General features: G+C 20.6%; 13 protein-coding genes, 1 tRNA gene, 1 rRNA gene and 1 other RNA gene. 11 read left to right on the forward strand and 5 right to left on the reverse strand.

Annotated elements, in window-relative coordinates; genetic code table 11:
- Nucleotides 1–352 precede the first annotated feature (352 nt).
- The 6 genes from clpP (at nucleotide 353) to RJX39_RS01690 (ending at nucleotide 10,299) form a co-directional block, all read left to right on the forward strand.
- Nucleotides 353–973 carry an ATP-dependent Clp endopeptidase proteolytic subunit ClpP gene (gene clpP, locus RJX39_RS01665; RefSeq protein WP_343192506.1) on the forward strand — a complete coding sequence of 207 codons (621 nt, stop codon included), beginning with the start codon at nucleotides 353–355 and terminating at the stop codon, nucleotides 971–973.
- A gap of 62 nt (nucleotides 974–1,035) precedes the next feature.
- The gene (clpX, locus tag RJX39_RS01670; protein ID WP_343192507.1) at nucleotides 1,036–2,307 is read left to right on the forward strand and encodes an ATP-dependent Clp protease ATP-binding subunit ClpX; all 1,272 of its coding nucleotides are present in this window, start codon (nucleotides 1,036–1,038) and stop codon (nucleotides 2,305–2,307) included.
- A gap of 139 nt (nucleotides 2,308–2,446) precedes the next feature.
- Nucleotides 2,447–4,807, forward strand: a complete 2,361-nt coding sequence (gene lon / locus RJX39_RS01675; protein ID WP_343192508.1) for an endopeptidase La — start codon at nucleotides 2,447–2,449, stop codon at nucleotides 4,805–4,807.
- A 136-nt stretch (nucleotides 4,808–4,943) separates the two neighbouring features.
- Entirely contained in the window at nucleotides 4,944–6,722 is a 1,779-nt protein-coding gene (locus tag RJX39_RS01680; protein ID WP_343192509.1) for a SurA N-terminal domain-containing protein, read from the forward strand.
- A gap of 76 nt (nucleotides 6,723–6,798) precedes the next feature.
- The gene (locus RJX39_RS01685; protein WP_343192510.1) at nucleotides 6,799–8,538 is read left to right on the forward strand and encodes an ABC transporter transmembrane domain-containing protein; all 1,740 of its coding nucleotides are present in this window, start codon (nucleotides 6,799–6,801) and stop codon (nucleotides 8,536–8,538) included.
- 18 nt (nucleotides 8,539–8,556) lie between these two features.
- Entirely contained in the window at nucleotides 8,557–10,299 is a 1,743-nt protein-coding gene (locus RJX39_RS01690; protein ID WP_343192511.1) for an ABC transporter transmembrane domain-containing protein, read from the forward strand.
- 6 nt (nucleotides 10,300–10,305) lie between these two features.
- Here RJX39_RS01690 and ffs read toward each other — a convergent pair.
- Nucleotides 10,306–10,402: signal recognition particle sRNA small type (gene ffs, locus RJX39_RS01695), an RNA gene on the reverse strand.
- 114 nt (nucleotides 10,403–10,516) lie between these two features.
- Between ffs and dnaX the strand changes: the two genes are divergently transcribed.
- Genes dnaX through RJX39_RS01715 form a run of 4 tightly spaced genes read left to right on the forward strand, consistent with a single transcriptional unit; the run spans nucleotide 10,517 to nucleotide 14,610 of the window.
- Nucleotides 10,517–11,605: a DNA polymerase III subunit gamma/tau gene (gene dnaX, locus RJX39_RS01700; protein WP_343192512.1), complete on the forward strand. Its 1,089-nt coding sequence runs from the start codon at nucleotides 10,517–10,519 to the stop codon at nucleotides 11,603–11,605.
- A gap of 57 nt (nucleotides 11,606–11,662) precedes the next feature.
- A complete protein-coding gene (locus tag RJX39_RS01705) occupies nucleotides 11,663–11,995 on the forward strand; it encodes a YbaB/EbfC family nucleoid-associated protein (protein WP_343192513.1) in 333 nt (110 codons plus the stop codon).
- Between the two features lie 39 nt (nucleotides 11,996–12,034).
- On the forward strand, nucleotides 12,035–13,906 hold the full coding sequence (gene htpG, locus RJX39_RS01710; protein ID WP_343192514.1) for a molecular chaperone HtpG: 1,872 nt from the start codon (nucleotides 12,035–12,037) through the stop codon (nucleotides 13,904–13,906).
- A 50-nt stretch (nucleotides 13,907–13,956) separates the two neighbouring features.
- Nucleotides 13,957–14,610, forward strand: coding sequence for an adenylate kinase family protein (locus RJX39_RS01715; protein WP_343192515.1), 654 nt, complete (start codon nucleotides 13,957–13,959; stop codon nucleotides 14,608–14,610).
- 9 nt (nucleotides 14,611–14,619) lie between these two features.
- Here RJX39_RS01715 and RJX39_RS01720 read toward each other — a convergent pair.
- A tRNA-Arg gene (locus RJX39_RS01720) sits at nucleotides 14,620–14,693 on the reverse strand.
- A 156-nt stretch (nucleotides 14,694–14,849) separates the two neighbouring features.
- Here RJX39_RS01720 and folD point away from each other — a divergent pair.
- A complete protein-coding gene (folD, locus tag RJX39_RS01725) occupies nucleotides 14,850–15,713 on the forward strand; it encodes a bifunctional methylenetetrahydrofolate dehydrogenase/methenyltetrahydrofolate cyclohydrolase FolD (protein ID WP_343192516.1) in 864 nt (287 codons plus the stop codon).
- An 8-nt stretch (nucleotides 15,714–15,721) separates the two neighbouring features.
- Here folD and cysS read toward each other — a convergent pair whose 3' ends face one another.
- The 3 genes from cysS to rrf form a co-directional block, all read right to left on the reverse strand.
- Nucleotides 15,722–17,098 (reverse strand): cysteine--tRNA ligase, encoded by a 1,377-nt coding sequence (gene cysS, locus RJX39_RS01730; RefSeq protein WP_343192517.1) that lies wholly within the window; start codon nucleotides 17,096–17,098, stop codon nucleotides 15,722–15,724.
- A 249-nt stretch (nucleotides 17,099–17,347) separates the two neighbouring features.
- Nucleotides 17,348–17,557 (reverse strand): transcription antiterminator/RNA stability regulator CspE, encoded by a 210-nt coding sequence (cspE, locus tag RJX39_RS01735; protein ID WP_343192518.1) that lies wholly within the window; start codon nucleotides 17,555–17,557, stop codon nucleotides 17,348–17,350.
- A gap of 191 nt (nucleotides 17,558–17,748) precedes the next feature.
- A 5S ribosomal RNA gene (gene rrf, locus RJX39_RS01740) occupies nucleotides 17,749–17,864 on the reverse strand.
- Between the last annotated feature and the right edge of the window lie 14 nt (nucleotides 17,865–17,878).

Below are 17,878 nucleotides of genomic sequence, written 5' to 3' on the forward strand. Positions count from 1 at the left end.
AAAATAAATTGTATTTAGATTTTTTGATTTTTAATGGTATATTTTTTTACAAAATGTATTGTAGAAAAATATTTAGATATGAAAAAGATAAAAAAATATAATATTAATTATATTAGATATAACTGGTTTTTTAATAAAAGAATAGATATTTAAAATAAAATATACATATTTTTTATTTTAAAATATTTCAAAATTAAAATTTCACATATTTACAAAAAATATTATTTTATAAAAAAATAAACATAATATATAATAATTTTTATAAAAATAAAAATAATATTTATTAATTTATTTAATTAAAAATAATATTTTTTTTTAACTTAAAATATAAAAAATGATTAAGGATTAAATAATGTTAAGAAAAAAAAATAACCATTTAATTACTAATTTTACTTTATTACCTATGGTTATAGAAAAAACATCTAGAGGAGAAAGATCTTACGATATATATTCAAGATTATTAAAAGAAAGAGTTATATTTATAACAGGAGTAATTAATGATGAATTATCTACTTCTATTATAGCTCAAATATTGTTTTTAGAATCAGATAATTCAGAAAAAGATATATATTTATATATAAATTCTCCTGGAGGTATAATTACTTCTGGTATGTCAATTTACGATACCATGCAATATGTTCAACCAGATATTAATACTATATGTATAGGACAAGCTTGTTCAATGGGAGCTATATTATTAGCTGCTGGTCAAAAAAACAAAAGATTTAGTCTTCCTCATTCAAGAATTATGATACACCAACCATTAGGATCCTATAAAGGACAAGCTACAGATATAGAAATTCATACAAAAGAAATTATTAATATGAAAAAAACAATTAATAATATTTTATCAAAACATACAGGAAAAACTATTAAAAAGATTAACAAAGATACTGAAAGAGATCGTTTTTTATCTGCAAAACAAGCTATAGAATATGGATTAATAGATTCCATATTAATTAAAAAAACATAATATATTATTTTTCAATAATTTATTATGTATTAATAAATAAAATATTAAATAAGGATTATTACATGATAGATGATATTGATGAAAATATTAAAATATTACACTGTTCTTTTTGTGGAAAAAGACAACAAGACGTAAAGAAATTAATAGCAGGTCCATTAGTTTATATATGTAATGAATGTATTAATTTATGTAAAAATATAATATGTGAAGAAGAAAAAAAAATAGACAAAAAAAACAACAAAAAAAAATGTCTTATAAAACCTAGAGAAATAAAAAAACAATTAGATCAATATGTCGTTGGTCAAAATAAAGCAAAAAAAATATTATCTGTTGCAGTTTATAATCATTATAAACGTTTATATCATAAAAACAAAAATACTGATGTTGAATTAAACAAAAGCAATATATTAGTTATAGGCCCAACAGGAAGTGGTAAAACTTTGTTAGCTGAAACTTTGGCGAAAATATTAGATGTTCCTTTTACAATAGCAGATGCAACTACTTTAACAGAAGCTGGTTATGTTGGAGAAGATGTCGAAAACATTGTTCAAAGATTATTACAAAAATGTAATTATGATGTAGAAAAAGCACAAAAAGGAATTATATATATAGACGAAATTGATAAAATTTCTCGTAAATCTGATAATCCATCAATAACCAGAGATGTTTCAGGAGAAGGTGTTCAGCAAGCTTTATTAAGATTGGTTGAAGGAACTATAGCTTCTATTCATCCTCATGGAGGAAGAAAACATCCACAACAAGAATGTTTAAAAATAAATACATCAAATATATTATTTATATGTGGAGGAGCTTTTGAAGGTTTAGAAAAAATTATTTCTGAAAGAATGAATACTGATACTGTTATAGGATTTCATGTTAATAATAAAAACAAAAAAATAAAACAAAAAAAATATAAGCTATTAAAAAAAGTAGAACCTCAAGATCTAATTAAATTTGGTTTAATACCAGAATTTATAGGAAGACTACCAATATTAACAACATTAAATTTTTTAAACAAAAAAGCTTTAATCAAAATATTGTGTAAACCTAAAAATGCTCTTATAAAACAATATCAAAAATTATTTGAACTAGATAATATTAAATTAAAATTTAATAAAAAAGCAATATCTGCAATAGCTGAAAATGCTTTAATTAAAAATACTGGTGCTCGTGGTTTGAGATCAATATTAGAAGTTGTTTTATTAGATATGATGTATGAATTACCTTCAGTAACAAATGTTAAAAAAATATTAATTGATGAATTTGTAATTAAAAATAGAAAAAAACCATTAATTGTTTTAAAAAAAGATCCAAAAAAAAAATCTGTTGAATAAATTATATATAAACAATAGTTTTTTAATATTTTTTAACAATTTTTTTCATAATAAATTTTTTATTCTCACATAATAATCTTTTATAATTTTTAATAAAAAATTTAAAATACTTAGCAAACAAAACTAAGAGAGATTAAGTATGAGTTCTGATAATTCTGAATATATTGATATTCCAGTTTTACCATTAAGAGATGTTGTAATATATCCACACATGGTTGTTCCATTATTTGTAGGTAGAGAAAAATCCATTAAATGCATTCAAACATCAATGAGTAATGATAAAAAAATTATGTTAGTTGCTCAAAAAGAAGCATCCAAAGATGAACCTCAAATAGACGATTTATTTATGATAGGAACTATATCTTCAATATTGCAAATAATAAAACTTCCTGATGGTACAGTTAAAGTTTTGGTAGAAGGATTAAATCGAGCTGAAATAAATAACTTAGTTAATAATGGTGATTATTTTATTGCAAAAGTAAAATTAATTATTTCAGCTAATATAAATTCCAGAGAAAATGAAATTTTAATTAGAACAATTATTAACCAATTTAATAGTTATATTAAACTTAACAAAAAAATACCGCAAGAAATATTAAATTCATTAAATAATATAAATGATATAGATCGTTTAATAGATACAATATCTGCTCATATACCTCTCAAATTAAAAGATAAACAATCTATTTTAGAAATATCTAATATAAATAAAAGATTAGAATATTTAATGACAATCATTGAATCCGAAATAGATTTAATGAAAGTAGAAAAAAGTATAAGAAATAGAGTTAAAGATCAGATGGAAAAAAGCCAAAGAGAATATTATTTAAATGAACAAGTTAAAGCAATACAAAAAGAACTAGGAGAAATAGAAGATGTACCAGATGAATATGATTTGTTAAAAAAAAAAATAGAATCTTCTAAAATGACTAAAGAAGCAAAATTAAAAACTAAAAATGAATTATATAAATTAAGAATGATGTCTCCATTATCTGCAGAAGCAACAGTAATTAGAAGTTATATAGATTGGATGACACAAATACCTTGGAATAAAAGGAGTAAATTAAAAACAGATTTAAATATAGCTAAAACAATATTAGATAATGATCATTATGGATTAAACAAAATAAAAGAAAGAATATTAGAATATTTGGCAGTACAAACTAGAATGAATAAAATAAAAGGACCAATATTATGTTTGGTTGGGCCACCAGGTGTAGGAAAAACATCTTTGGGAAAATCTATATCTAAAGCTACTGGTAGAAAATATATTAGAATGGCATTAGGAGGAATTAGAGATGAAGCTGAAATTAGGGGTCATAGAAGAACATATATTGGATCTTTACCAGGTAAAATAATACAAAAAATATCAAAATCAAAAGTAAAAAATCCTTTATTTTTATTAGACGAAATAGATAAAATGTCGTGTGACATCAGAGTAGATCCATCTTCAGCGTTATTGGAAGTTCTTGATCCAGAACAAAATAAAAATTTTAATGATAATTATTTAGAAGTAGATTATGATTTATCTGAAGTTATGTTTATTGCCACAGCTAATTCTCTTAAAATACCATCAGCATTATTAGATAGAATGGAAATTATACGTATTTCCGGGTATACAGAAGAAGAAAAATTAAACATTGCAGTAAATTATTTAAAAAGCAAACAAATAAAAAGAAATGCTTTAAAAAACGATGAGATAACAATAACAAAAAATAGCATATTAAATATTATTAGATATTACACATTAGAATCAGGAGTTCGCAGTTTAGAAAGAGAGATATCTAAAATATGTAGAAAAGTAGTAAAATCATTATTATTAAATAAATCTTTAAGCCATGTTTTAATAAAATCTAATAATTTAAAAAATTATTTAGGAGTTAAAAAATTTACTTATGGAAAAGCAAAAAAAAATAATAGAATTGGTGAAGTGACAGGTTTAGCATGGACAGAAGCAGGCGGGGATTTACTAACTATTGAAACAGTATGTATTTCTGGAAAAGGAAAATTAAGTTATACTGGTTCTTTAGGAGATGTTATGCAAGAATCAATACAAGCTGCATTAACAGTTGTTAGATCAAAGTATGAAAAGTTAAATATAGACGAATATTTTTATGATAAAAAAGATATACATGTGCATATACCAGAAGGATCAACTCCTAAAGATGGACCTAGTGCTGGCATATCAGTATTTACATCTCTTGTGTCTGCTTTAACATCTAATCCAGTACGATCAGATATAGCTATGACTGGTGAGATAACTTTAAGTGGAAAAATATTACCAATAGGTGGATTAAAAGAAAAATTATTGGCTGCACATAGAGGTGGTATAAAAAAAATATTAATACCCAAGAAAAATAGTAAAGATTTAGAAAAAATACCTTCGAATGTTTTATCCAATTTATGTATATATAAAGTAAATAATGTTTTAGAAGTTTTAGTTTTATCATTAGAAAAAAATCCTTATATACATATCAATAATAATCAGAAAAACAAATAAAATTGTAAGTAACTGGCGTTTCTATTTTACGTCAGTTATTTTATATATTTATAAAAAAAAACATTATATATTGTATTATATACAAAATGATGATAATTATGTAGAAATTTCAATCCTAAAAAAACTATTATATACTATGAAAATTATAGATTTTAAAAATAATTTTTTAAAAAAATTAATTTTATTAATAATCATTTTTTCAATAATGTTTACCAGCTTTAATTATTTTTTTTATTTGAGAAACAAATATTTAATTATAAAAGTTAATGGAGAAACATTAAATCAAAAAATAATTAATGATGAATATATATCAGAAGTTATAAAAAACAAGAAAAAAATAAAAAAATATAATGATATAGAGAAAATAAACAAATGTTTAACAAATATTAGAAACAAAATAATTCTAAAATATATTAATAATGTTCTATTATTACAATATGCAAAAAAAATAAATATTAATATAAATGATGAGGAAATCAAAAAAAAAATAAATAATTCTGTTTTGTTTTTTACAAATAAAAAATTTGATAAATATAAACACGATTTTTTTTTAAATGAATTTAAAATAAATGATGTAAAATATATAAATAATTTACGTAATGACCTTATTATAAAAAAATTATTAAACATAATTAAAAAAACAGATTTCGTTCTTAATGATGAAATAAACAATTTTGCAAAAAAAAAATTTCAAGAAAGAACAATTCAAGAAATAAAAATAAATATTAACAAATTAATAAAAAAACAGAATGTACTTAACAAAGATATAATAAAATATTATATATGTAACAAAAAAAAATTTTACACACCATTAAAAATAAAAATAAAATTTAATATTATTAATTATAAAAATTTTTATATAAAAATCAAAGAAAGAGATATAAAGAATTATTATCTAAAAAATATATCTAAATTTATTATTAAACAAAAAAAATTATATAGAATTATTCAAACGAAAAATATTAAAGATGCTTACAACATAATGTTTAAATTAAAAAATGGTTCATCATTTAAAGATCTATCTTTAAAAAAATCTATAGATTACATATCTTCATATAGATATGGTTATTTAGGATGGATGGATAAATATAATGAACCTAAAGAAATAAAAATAGCAAACTTGAAATACAAAGGTCAAATATCAAAAATAATAGAATCTAATAAAGGTTTTGTAATAATTTATTTAGAAAAAATATTTCCAAAAAAAACTATAGAATTTAAAAAAGCACACAATTATATAAAAAAAATTCTATCTAGAAATAAAAAAAAAAAAATATTAAATAATCTTAAACATATTTTATTATCTACAAACAAAAAAAATATATTTTTTTATAAAACTAATTTTTTAAATAAAAAGCAAATATTAAAAAAAATAAACAAAATAAATAACAAAAAAAATAATTATATAGATAATAAAATACATATTTTAAATTTAAATAAACAAAATAAATTAATTTTTAAATGTATATCTTACAAAAAACCTCAAATAAAAAATATAAACGAAGTAAAAAATGACATCAAAGATATTTTAATTAAACAAAAAAAAAACAAAGAAATATTAAGAGAATACAAAAAAATAGCTTTGTGTCTTGAATCAAAAGAAAAATACGAAATATTAAAAAAATATAATATTAAATTTTTGAATCAACAAATAATATCAAAAAAAAAAATATTTATAAATAATTTTGAAAAATCTATATTTCAATTAAAAAAATGTCAAAAACCTATATATAATATATATAAAGAAAAAAATGATTTTAAATTAATAAAATTAATTTCAATAAAAAATAAAAAAATATCAAAAAAAGAAAAAGAGAAAATAAAACGTTATATAAAAAACATTCATTATTTAATGATAATAAATTCTTTTATTAATGATCTTTTAGAAAATTCAAAAATAACATATAAATATTGATATATTTATATATTTTAATAAAAATATGTTTATATGTTTAATACATTAATTATATAATTAATAGTAGGATTATAAAGTGCAATTATTCAAACAACTAAGCTGGTATTTTATTAAAGAATGGAAAAAATATGTAAGTTCTATAGTTTTATTAATAATTGTTGCTATTTTACAATTACTTACTCCTAAAATAGTAGGTATTACAGTAGATTTAATTGTTTCAAAAAAAATGCATAGTGAACAAGCATTAAAATGGATAATTTTAATGTTTTTTATATCAATAACAATATATATATTGAGATATTTATGGAGAGTGTTGTTATTTAGTGCTTCATATATGTTAGCAGTTGAATTAAGATGCAAAATATATCAATATTTAAGTAAAAAAAAAATGAGTTTTTATTTGAAAAACCGTACTGGAGATTTAATTGCAAAAGCAACAAACGATGTTGATAGAGTTGTTTTTGCAGCTGGTGAAGGAGTACTAACTTTAATAGATGCAACAGTAATGGGATTATTGGTTTTGATTATTATGTCAACACAAATAAGTTTTAAATTAACATTAATTTCTATAATGCCAATGCCAATTATGGGTTTCGTAATAAAAAAATACGGTAAAAAACTACAAAAACTATATACAAAATCACAAGCTGCTTTTTCATCTATAAATGATCAAGTTCAAGAAAGTATTACATGTATAAAAATGATAAAATCTTTTGGATTAGAAAAAAGACAACTAAATAAATTTAATAAAACAACAAAAATAGCTTCTGATCAAAATATAAAAGTAGCTACAGTGGATGCAAAATTTGACCCTGCTATATATATATGTACATCTTTTTCTAATTTAATAGCAATTATATTTGGAAGTTATCTTGTTATAAACAAAAAGTTATCTATAGGTCAATTAACTAGTTTTATTATGTATTTAGGATTAATGATATGGCCTATGTTAGCATTAGCATGGATGTTCAATATATTAGAAAGAGGTATAGCTGCTTGGAACAGGATCAAAAACTTAATATACAAAGAAAAAATAGACAAAAAAAAAAAATATATAATGATGGATGGAGGATTAATATATCTTAAAATAAATAATTTTTATTACAAAAAAAAACAAAAATTTAATTTAAAAAACATTTCTATAAAAATACCATCTGAAAATATTATTGGAATATGTGGACCTACTGGTTCAGGTAAAACTACTATTATAAATATAATGCAAAAACAATTAAAAATTAAATATGGTTTTATTAAATACAATAATGAAAATATATCTAATATTAATACTGATCAATGGCAAAAAAAATTAGCAATAATTAATCAAAAAACTTTTTTGTTTTCAGATACAATATTTAACAATATTTCTTTAGGTAAACCTAATGTATCTTATTTAAAAATTAAAAAGGCATCTAAAATAGCCAGGATACATAATGAAATTAAAAGTTTTTCTAAAAAATATTCAACTAGAATAGGGGAAAAAGGAATAATATTGTCAGGAGGACAAATGCAAAGAATAGCTATTGCTAGAGCAATAGTATCAAATAGAAAAATATTAATTATGGATGATGCTTTATCATCTGTAGACATAAAAAACGAAAAAAAAATATTAAATAATTTATGGAAATGGAAAAAAAAAAAAAAAATAACTATAATCATAATCACACATAGATTATTATCTATAAAAAATGCTAATAAAATATATGTAATTAAACAAGGAAATATTATACAAAGTGGAACACATGATTTTCTTATGTCAAATAAAAATTGGTATAGCAATATGTATCATTATCAAGAATTATCTAAAAATAATATGTAAAAATTAAGAGGGAAAAAATTGAATCATTCGATAACTTGTTATTCTATATTAAAACGTCTTTTTTTTTATTGGAATCCATTTAAAAAATCACTTATAATAGCTATAATGATGTTGTTTTTTTCTTCTATGGCTGAATCATGTTGTCCAATAATTATCAGTTATTTTATAAATATCATTTTAATTAAAAAAAAAATACATTTAATAATTTCTATAATTGTTTCATTTATATTTATCATTTTACAAATAATATCAATTGTTTTCAATTATTTACAATCTATTTTATTTAACAAAATATCTACTAAAGTATTAAAAAAAATAAGATTTGATGTAATGAAATCTATTTTAAATCAACCATTAAATAAATTTGATGATACTTCTGTAGGGAAAATTATATCAAGAGTAACTAATGATACAGAAATAATTAAAGATTTATATGAAAATGTAATAAGTAATTTATTACGTAGTTTATCTATTATTTTAACTGTATTATTTTCAATGTTTTTGCTAGAATGGAAATTAGCTCTTATAACTTCTACTATTATACCAATAGTTATTATAATCATGATTATATATCATAAATACAGTTCACCTTTTTTAAGAAAAACTAGGATATATTTAGCTAATATTAATAGTTATTTTAATGAAATAATAGTCGGAATGAATGTTATTCAACAATTTAATCAACAAAAAAGATTTGGTAAATTGATATTCAATGCTAGTATATTGCATTATAAATCTAGAATAAAAAACTTGAATATAGATGGATTATTACTCAGACCCTTAATTAGTTTTATTTCTTCTATAATGTTATTATGTTTGATAAGTTTATTTGCATTATCTATTTTAGGAGCATTAAAAGTAGGAATAATATATGCTTTTATTAGTTATACAAGCAGATTAAATGAACCTTTAACAAACACTATAACTCAACAATCAATAGTAGAACAATCTATAATAGCAGCTGAAAGAATTTTTAAAATAATAGATTTACCAAATCAAAAATATGGATATTACAAAAATATAAAATATGGTATAATAAAAATAAAAAATCTTAATTTTTATTACAAAAAAAAACAAAGAGTTTTAAAAAACATAAATATTTATTGCAAAAAAAATAGTTTTACAGCTTTTGTTGGAAAAAGTGGAAGTGGTAAAAGTACATTAATTAATTTATTAATGAATTTTTATCCAATTTCTGAAGGTAAAATATATATAGATAATAGACCTATAGAATCTTTTAGAAAAGAATCTTTAAGGAAAGAAATTTCTTTAGTACAACAAGATCCAATCATATTTGCAGACACTTTTTTGTCTAACATTACTTTAGGAAGAAATATATCTATATCTAGAGTATGGGACATAATACAAAAAGTTAAACTTAAAAATTTAGTTGAATCTATGAAAAATGGAATTTACACTCTATTAAGAGAACAGGGGAACAACTTATCTGCAGGTCAAAAACAATTGTTGTCTTTAGCACGATCTTTAATTGGAAATCCTAAAATACTGATATTAGATGAAGCAACTTCAAGTATAGATTCAGAAGCAGAACAAAATATTCAAAAAATTATATCATATATAAGAAAAAATACTACTTTATTAATTGTAGCACATAGATTATCAACAATAACAAAAGCAGATAACATTTTTGTATTAAATAAAGGTAAAATAATTGAAAGTGGTAATCACAAAAATTTATTAAAAAATAAAGGTTATTACTGGAATATGCATGAATTTCAAAAATATAATAGCTTTATATAATATTTTTTCGTTAGTCTTAATAAACACGAATTAATTCTATATTGGCTGCTTTTTTCCAAACCTGACCATTTGTATAGTTTTAATATCTGTTTATAGACTAACGAATCAAACAAGATTATTGTAACACATTTTTATTAAAAAAAAAATTTTTTTTTGCATATAATTACTTGAAGTAGTTATAATATGATACCATATTAAAATATATATATAATATGTTATGGAAAATATGACTTATCAAGTATTAGCTAGAAGATTGAGACCTAAAAATTTTAAAGAAATAATTGGCCAAAAAACAATTATAAAAGCAATCAATAATAGTATTTTATCAAAAAAAATACATCATTCCTGGTTATTTTCAGGTATTAGGGGGATAGGAAAAACAACTATAGCAAGATTATTAGCTAAAGTTTTAAATTGTACAAATGTTTTAAATGCTAATCCATGTAACAATTGTAAAAATTGTAAAGAAATAGATCAAGGTTGTTTTATTGATTTCATAGAAGTTGACGCTGCTTCTAAAACTAAAATAGAAGATACGAAAGAGTTATTAGATAATATGGAATATAAACCTATTAAAGGCAAATATAAAGTATATTTAATAGATGAAATACATATGTTATCTAGATATAGTTTTAATGCATTATTAAAAACTTTAGAGGAACCAAAAAAATATGTTAAAATAATTTTAGCTACTACAGATACAACAAAAATACCTAAAACTATTTTATCCAGATGTTTACATTTTAATTTGAAATCAATAAATAAAAGACAAATAATTAAATATTTAGAAAAAATTTTAAAATTAGAAGGTGTAATTTTTGATAAAGAATCTATAATAAAAATAGCGCAAAAATCCGAGGGAAGTTTAAGAGATTGTTTAAATTTAACAGAAAAAATAATTGCACTAAGTAATGGTAATATCAATATAGATAATACAAATAAAGAATTAGGATTATTAGATAAAAAATATATAATAAATTTATTTGAAAATATTATTAATAAAGAACCTAAAAAATTAATTCATATTTTAAATAAAGTAGAAGATAAAGGACTAAATATAGAATATGTATTAACAGATTTGTTAGAATTATTATATAATTTGTCTATGATGAAATACCATCCAAAATTATGGGAATCTACTTTCTCCAAAAAAGATAAAAAACTAAAAAATATATCTGATCTAGTAACATTTAATTTTATTCACAATTGCTACCATAAAATATTAAATGCTAAAAAAACTTTAAAATTTTCTCCAGATAAAAGAATAGGTGTAGAAATGAATTTATTAAATTTAATAGTTTCTTAAATATTTAAAAAAGTTTTTTGTTGTTTTAAAATATAATAAACGTTCAAGAGAAATTATATGATAAAAAATAAAGGTTTAAATAATCTAATGAAACAAGCGCAATATATGCAAGAGAAAATAAATCAAACTAAAAAAGAAATAATGTTAATAAAAGTTACAGGAGAATCTGGCGCTGGATTAGTAAAAATAACTATAAATGGGTTATACGAATGCATTAAAGTCAAAATAGATAAATCAATTTTAAATAAATCTGAAAAAGAAATATTAGAAGATTTAATCGTGGCAGCAACAAATGATGCTATAAGAAGGATTAATGAAGAAAAAAAAGACAAAATGTCAATAATATCTTCTAATATGAATTTGCCTTTAGATTTTAACTCATTGATATAAAAAAAATATAAAATATTTAATATAAAAAAGGATATTATAATGAAAAAAAATAGTTATAATTTTAAATCAGAAGTTAAAGAAGTATTAAATTTAATGATAAACTCTTTATATTCAAATAAAGAAATATTTATTAGAGAATTAATATCTAACGCTTCTGATGCAATAGATAAATTTAAATTTTTATCTTTATCAAATCCTAATACGTATAACATTGATAATGATTTATTACAAATTAAAATTATCATTGACAAAAAAAATAAATTATTAAAAATTATCGATAACGGCATAGGAATGAATAAAAAAGACTTAATAGAAAATTTAGGAACTATTGCAAAATCAGGAACAAAAAAATTTTTGCAATCATTAAACGAAAAAGAAAAAACAAATAATAATTTGATAGGAAATTTTGGTGTAGGTTTCTACTCTTCTTTTATTGTATCAGAAAAAGTTTCTGTATATACAAAATTAGCAAATGAAAAAAAAAATAAAGGTTTTTTATGGGAATCAAATGGTACAGGAGAATATTATATTACACAAATCAAAAAAAAAACAAGAGGAACTAAAGTAGTTTTACATTTAAAAGATAAAGAAAGCATTTTTTTAGAAAAATGGAATATAGAAAATATTATTAACAAATATTCAGACCATATATCTATACCAATAAAAATTAAAAAGAAAGATAAATTAAATAACAAATATATTTGGAAACAAATTAATAAAGCTAAATCAATATGGACTTTAGACAAAAAAAATATAACAAAAGAAAAATACATAGAATTTTACAAATATTTGTCAAAAGATAACAATGATCCTTTATTATGGACTCATAATAAAGTAGAAGGAAATTATGAATATATTAATTTATTATATATTCCTTCTAAACTTCCATGGGATTTATGGAATAAAGAACATAAACATGGTTTGAAATTATATGTTAAAAGAGTTTATATTATGGATGATGCTGAACAATTTTTACCAAACTATTTAAGATTTATTAAAGGAATAATAGATTCTAATGATTTACCATTAAACGTATCAAGAGAAATTTTACAAAACAATGAGATTACTAAAACTTTAAAAAAATCTATTACCAAAAAAATATTAAATATGTTACTAAAATTATCTATCAATGATAATAAAAAATATAATATTTTTTGGAAACAATTCGGTTTAATAATGAAAGAGTCTCCTGCTGAAGATTTTGATAATAAAGATTTAATATTGAAATTATTAAGATTTTCTTCAATAAAAACTAAATCTAAAAAACAGACATTATCTTTAGAAGAATATTTTAAAAATATACAACCAAATCAAGAAAAAATATATTTTATAACTTCAGACAATTATATTACCGCAAGTAATAGCCCTCATTTAGAAATATTTAAAAAAAACAATATTGATGTTTTATTATTATATGACAGAATAGATGAATGGATGATGAGTTATTTACATGATTTTAAAGGTATTCCATTCCAATCAATAAATAAAATAGATGATTCTATTAATAAAATGGTGTCACAAAAAAAAAGTAATATAGAAAATAAACAAGAAATAGACATGTTTATAAAAAAAGTTAAAGAAATTTTAAAAGATAAAGTGAAAAATGTAACTATAAGTAATTATTTAACCAAAACTCCAGTAATAGTAAGAACTGATTCAAAAGATATGAGTACTCAAATGATTAAGTTATTTTCTGCAGCAGGACAAAAAGTTCCTGATATAAAATATATATTTGAAATAAATCCTAATCATTCTTTAATAAAAAAATTGCAAAACATAAAAGATGAAAAAAAAGTAGAAAATTATATAAAAATTTTATTAGATGAAGCTTTATTAATAGAAAAAGGAACTTTAGAAAATGTTCATGAGTTTTCTGAAAGATTAAACAATATTTTAGAAGAAAAAATATAAACCAAAATTATCGTTAATTAAATATTGTTTTATCATTAAGGAATAAATATATGAAAATAATTTTACTAGGATCTCCTGGGACAGGTAAAGGAACTCAAGCTAATTTAATATCAAAAAAATTTAATATACCAAATATATGTACAAGTGCTATTTTAAGAAATAGTTTTAAACGTTATTCAAGTTCAAATATTAAAAATAATATAGATAACGGTATTCTTGTTAAAGATAATATAGTAATGAGTTTAATAAAAGAAAGAATTAAAAAAAAAGATTGTTTGAAAGGTTTTGTCTTAGATGGTTTTCCTAGAAATTTATCACAAGCAAAATTATTCGAAAAATTGAAAATAAATATAAATCACATTATAGAATTGTTTTTGCCTAAAGAAAAAATTATAAGTAGGTTAACAACTGGTAGAATGATACATAAATCTTCAGGAAGAACTTATCATATTAAATTCAATCCACCAATTAAAGAAAAAATAGATGACATTACTGGTGAAAAATTATCTTATCGTAAAGATGATAATATAAAAATAATAAATAAAAGATTAAAAGAATATTTTTCGAAATTTAAAGAAATTAAATATTTTTATATGAAAAAAAAAATAAATTATTTAACAATAAATAGTGAAGAATCACCAAATAACGTTAACAAAAAAATAATAAAAAAAATATTTAAAAAAAGTTATTGTCTAAAAAAATAGTTTTTTATATGCGCTCTACTGGAATCGAACCAGTAACCTACAGCTTAGAAGGCTGTTGCTCTATCCTATTGAGCTAAGAGCGCTTTTTTAATATTTTTACATTTGAAAAATTTTGAAAATTTATTCTAATAATATACTTTTAATATATTAATATCAATTTTTTTTTTGTTTTTTATAAAAATAATTATTATAATATTAATATATTAAAAATAACATAATAAAAAAATAAACAAAATAATATGGTAGCAAAAATAATAGATGGTGAAAAAATAGCTAAAAATATCCGAAAAAAAATTAAAAAAAAAATAGAAACTTATGTTAATTGTGGAAACAGACCTCCAGGTATTGCTGTAATTATAATTGGCAATAACATTTCTTCAAAAATTTATGTTAATAAAAAAATATTAGTATGCAAAAAAGTAGGAATTATTTCTTTTTTGTGGAATTTAGATGAAAATATATCAGAAAATAAATTATTAAATTTAATAAAAGAAATAAACAAAAATAAATATATTGATGGTATTTTGATACAACTACCTATACCTAAAAATTTAAATTTAAATAAAATAATTAATTCAATATCTCATAATAAAGATATAGATGGTTTTCATCCATACAATATAGGTTCTTTATGTCAAAGATATCCTAAATTAAGGCCATGTACTCCATTAGGAATAATGAGTTTGTTAAATAAATATAATATTAACACTTATGGTTTACACGCGGTAATTATAGGAGCTTCAAATATAGTAGGCAGACCAATGAGTATGGAACTTTTGTTGGCTGGTTGTACAACAACAATTACACATAGATTCACCAAAAAACTTAAAAAATATACTAAATTAGCTGATTTATTGATAGTAGCTATAGGAAAACCTAATTTTATTTCAAAAGAATTTATAAAAAAAGGAGCAATTGTAATTGATGTTGGTATAAATAGATCAAAAAACAACAAAATAATAGGAGACGTTAATTTTGATGATGTAAAAAAAAAAGCTTCATATATCACACCTGTTCCAGGTGGAGTTGGTCCAATGACAATTATTAGCTTAATAAAAAATACTATGCAAACATATAAAAATAATTACATAAAAAATAAATAACATGTTTGTTATTTATTTTTTGTTTTCTTTTTATCGTTAATTTCTAAACCTAATTTAACTAATGTTTTTCTAATAAAATCTGAAAGATTCCATATTTTATTTTTTCTGTATTTATTTCTTTCTTTTATTAAAAATTTTATATAATCTTTATTTTTTATTTTATATTTTTCTGATAAATATATTGAATCTTTAAAAAATATTCCTAATTGCTTAGCTAGTTTTTTTAAGGTATTAGCTAATATAATAGCTTCATTAATATTATTTTTTTTTGTTTTTTTTATTATATTGGAAATATGAACTAATAAATTTAAAGATTGAGGAGTATTAAAATCATTATTTAAATACTGAAAAAACTTTTTTTTAAAAAGTAAACTTCTTTGAGTGTCATGCATAATTTTATCATTTGCTAAATTAGATGCTTTATAAAGTTTTTTGACTAAAATTTTAGTTTTTTTAATTTTGTTTTCTGTATAATATAAAGGATGTCTGTAATGCGTGGATAATAAAAAATAACGAATAGTATCTGGACCGTATTTATTATTTAACTTTTTTAAAGAAAACAAATTATTTATAGATTTTGATATTTTTTTATTTTCTGATATAACTATACCTACATGCATCCAAAATTTAATTGTAAATTTTTTATCTAAACACATAGATTGTGCTAATTCGTTTTCATGATGAGGAAATATTAAGTCTGATCCTCCTCCATGAATATGTATAATGTCTCTAAAATAAAATTTATTTATTGCTGAACATTCAATATGCCATCCAGGTCTACCATAACCCCATGGTGATAGCCAAGAATATTCTTTTATATTTTTAGATTTTTTCCATAAAACAAAATCTAATAAACATTTTTTTAAATTATTTTTTCTTATTCTATTACCATATTTTAATTTTGATAGTGATTGATTTGATAATAAACCGTAGTTTTTATAACTACTTATGGAAAACATTACATCTCCATTTTTAGCTATATAAGCACTTTTTAATTTAATCAACTTTTGTATCATATTTATCATATGAGTTATATGATTACTAGCCTTAGGCTCTTGTGTAGGAGGGATATTATTTAAAAATAGAAGATCTTTTTTCATGTGAAGTATCATTCTATTTGTGAGAGATATAACAGATTCTTTGTTTATTATAGATTTTTTAATAATTTTATCATCTATATCTGTTATATTTCTTATATAATTTACTTTATAACCTAAACATTGTAAATATCTTTTAACTATGTCAAAAAATATAAAAGTTCTTCCATGTCCTAAATGACACATGTCATGTACTGTGACTCCACAAACATACATGTTTATTGTTTCTTTTTTTTTATGTTTAAAAATTTCCTTTGTTTTAGTTAAACTATTAAAAATTTTTAACATTGTCCTATCTCTTAAAAATATCTTAGATACAAATCGTTCTTAAAATTTAAAAAAATATTTATTTAATTTTATTTAAAATTAAAAATATTTTATTCAAAATATTGATTTTTGTAATAAAATTAAAAAAATAATTGTACATAATTTTTTCAATATTTATATAAAAATAGTTTTTAAATTTATTTTATATTATTGTAATCATAATTGCAGTGAAAAATTACACTGCAATATTTCAAATTTGTTTAAAAAAAACTATATGCTAGTAACGTTAGTGGCAGATGGTCCTTTTGATCCTTCAGTAATTTCAAATTCAACACTTTGTCCTTCAGACAAAGTTTTAAAACCATTACTTTGAATAGCTGAAAAATGAACAAACACATCTTTACTTCCATCTTCTGGAGTTATAAATCCAAATCCTTTAGACTCATTAAACCATTTAACATTACCTTTAATCTTAGACATCTTTATTACCTTTGTTTTAATATACTATATACTAGTCTTTCTTAATTAATTTAGTTAGCATATCTTGTTAGCTGTGCGGAATTTATATTTTAAATATAATAATTTTTTTTTAATTTTTGATTATTAAAATATATAAGAAGTTAAAAAAAATATTATTTTTATAAATATTTTATAAGTTTTATAAAATAATTACCTGGAATTTTCCTACTCTCACACAGGGAAACCCTGTAATACCATCGGCGTTATAATATTTCACTTCTGAGTTCGATATGGATTCAGGTGGTACCATTACACTATTAAAACCAGGTAATTATTTATAAA

The organism is Buchnera aphidicola (Taiwanaphis decaspermi), assembly GCF_039405155.1.
GTDB lineage: Bacteria > Pseudomonadota > Gammaproteobacteria > Enterobacterales > Enterobacteriaceae > Buchnera_M > Buchnera_M aphidicola_B.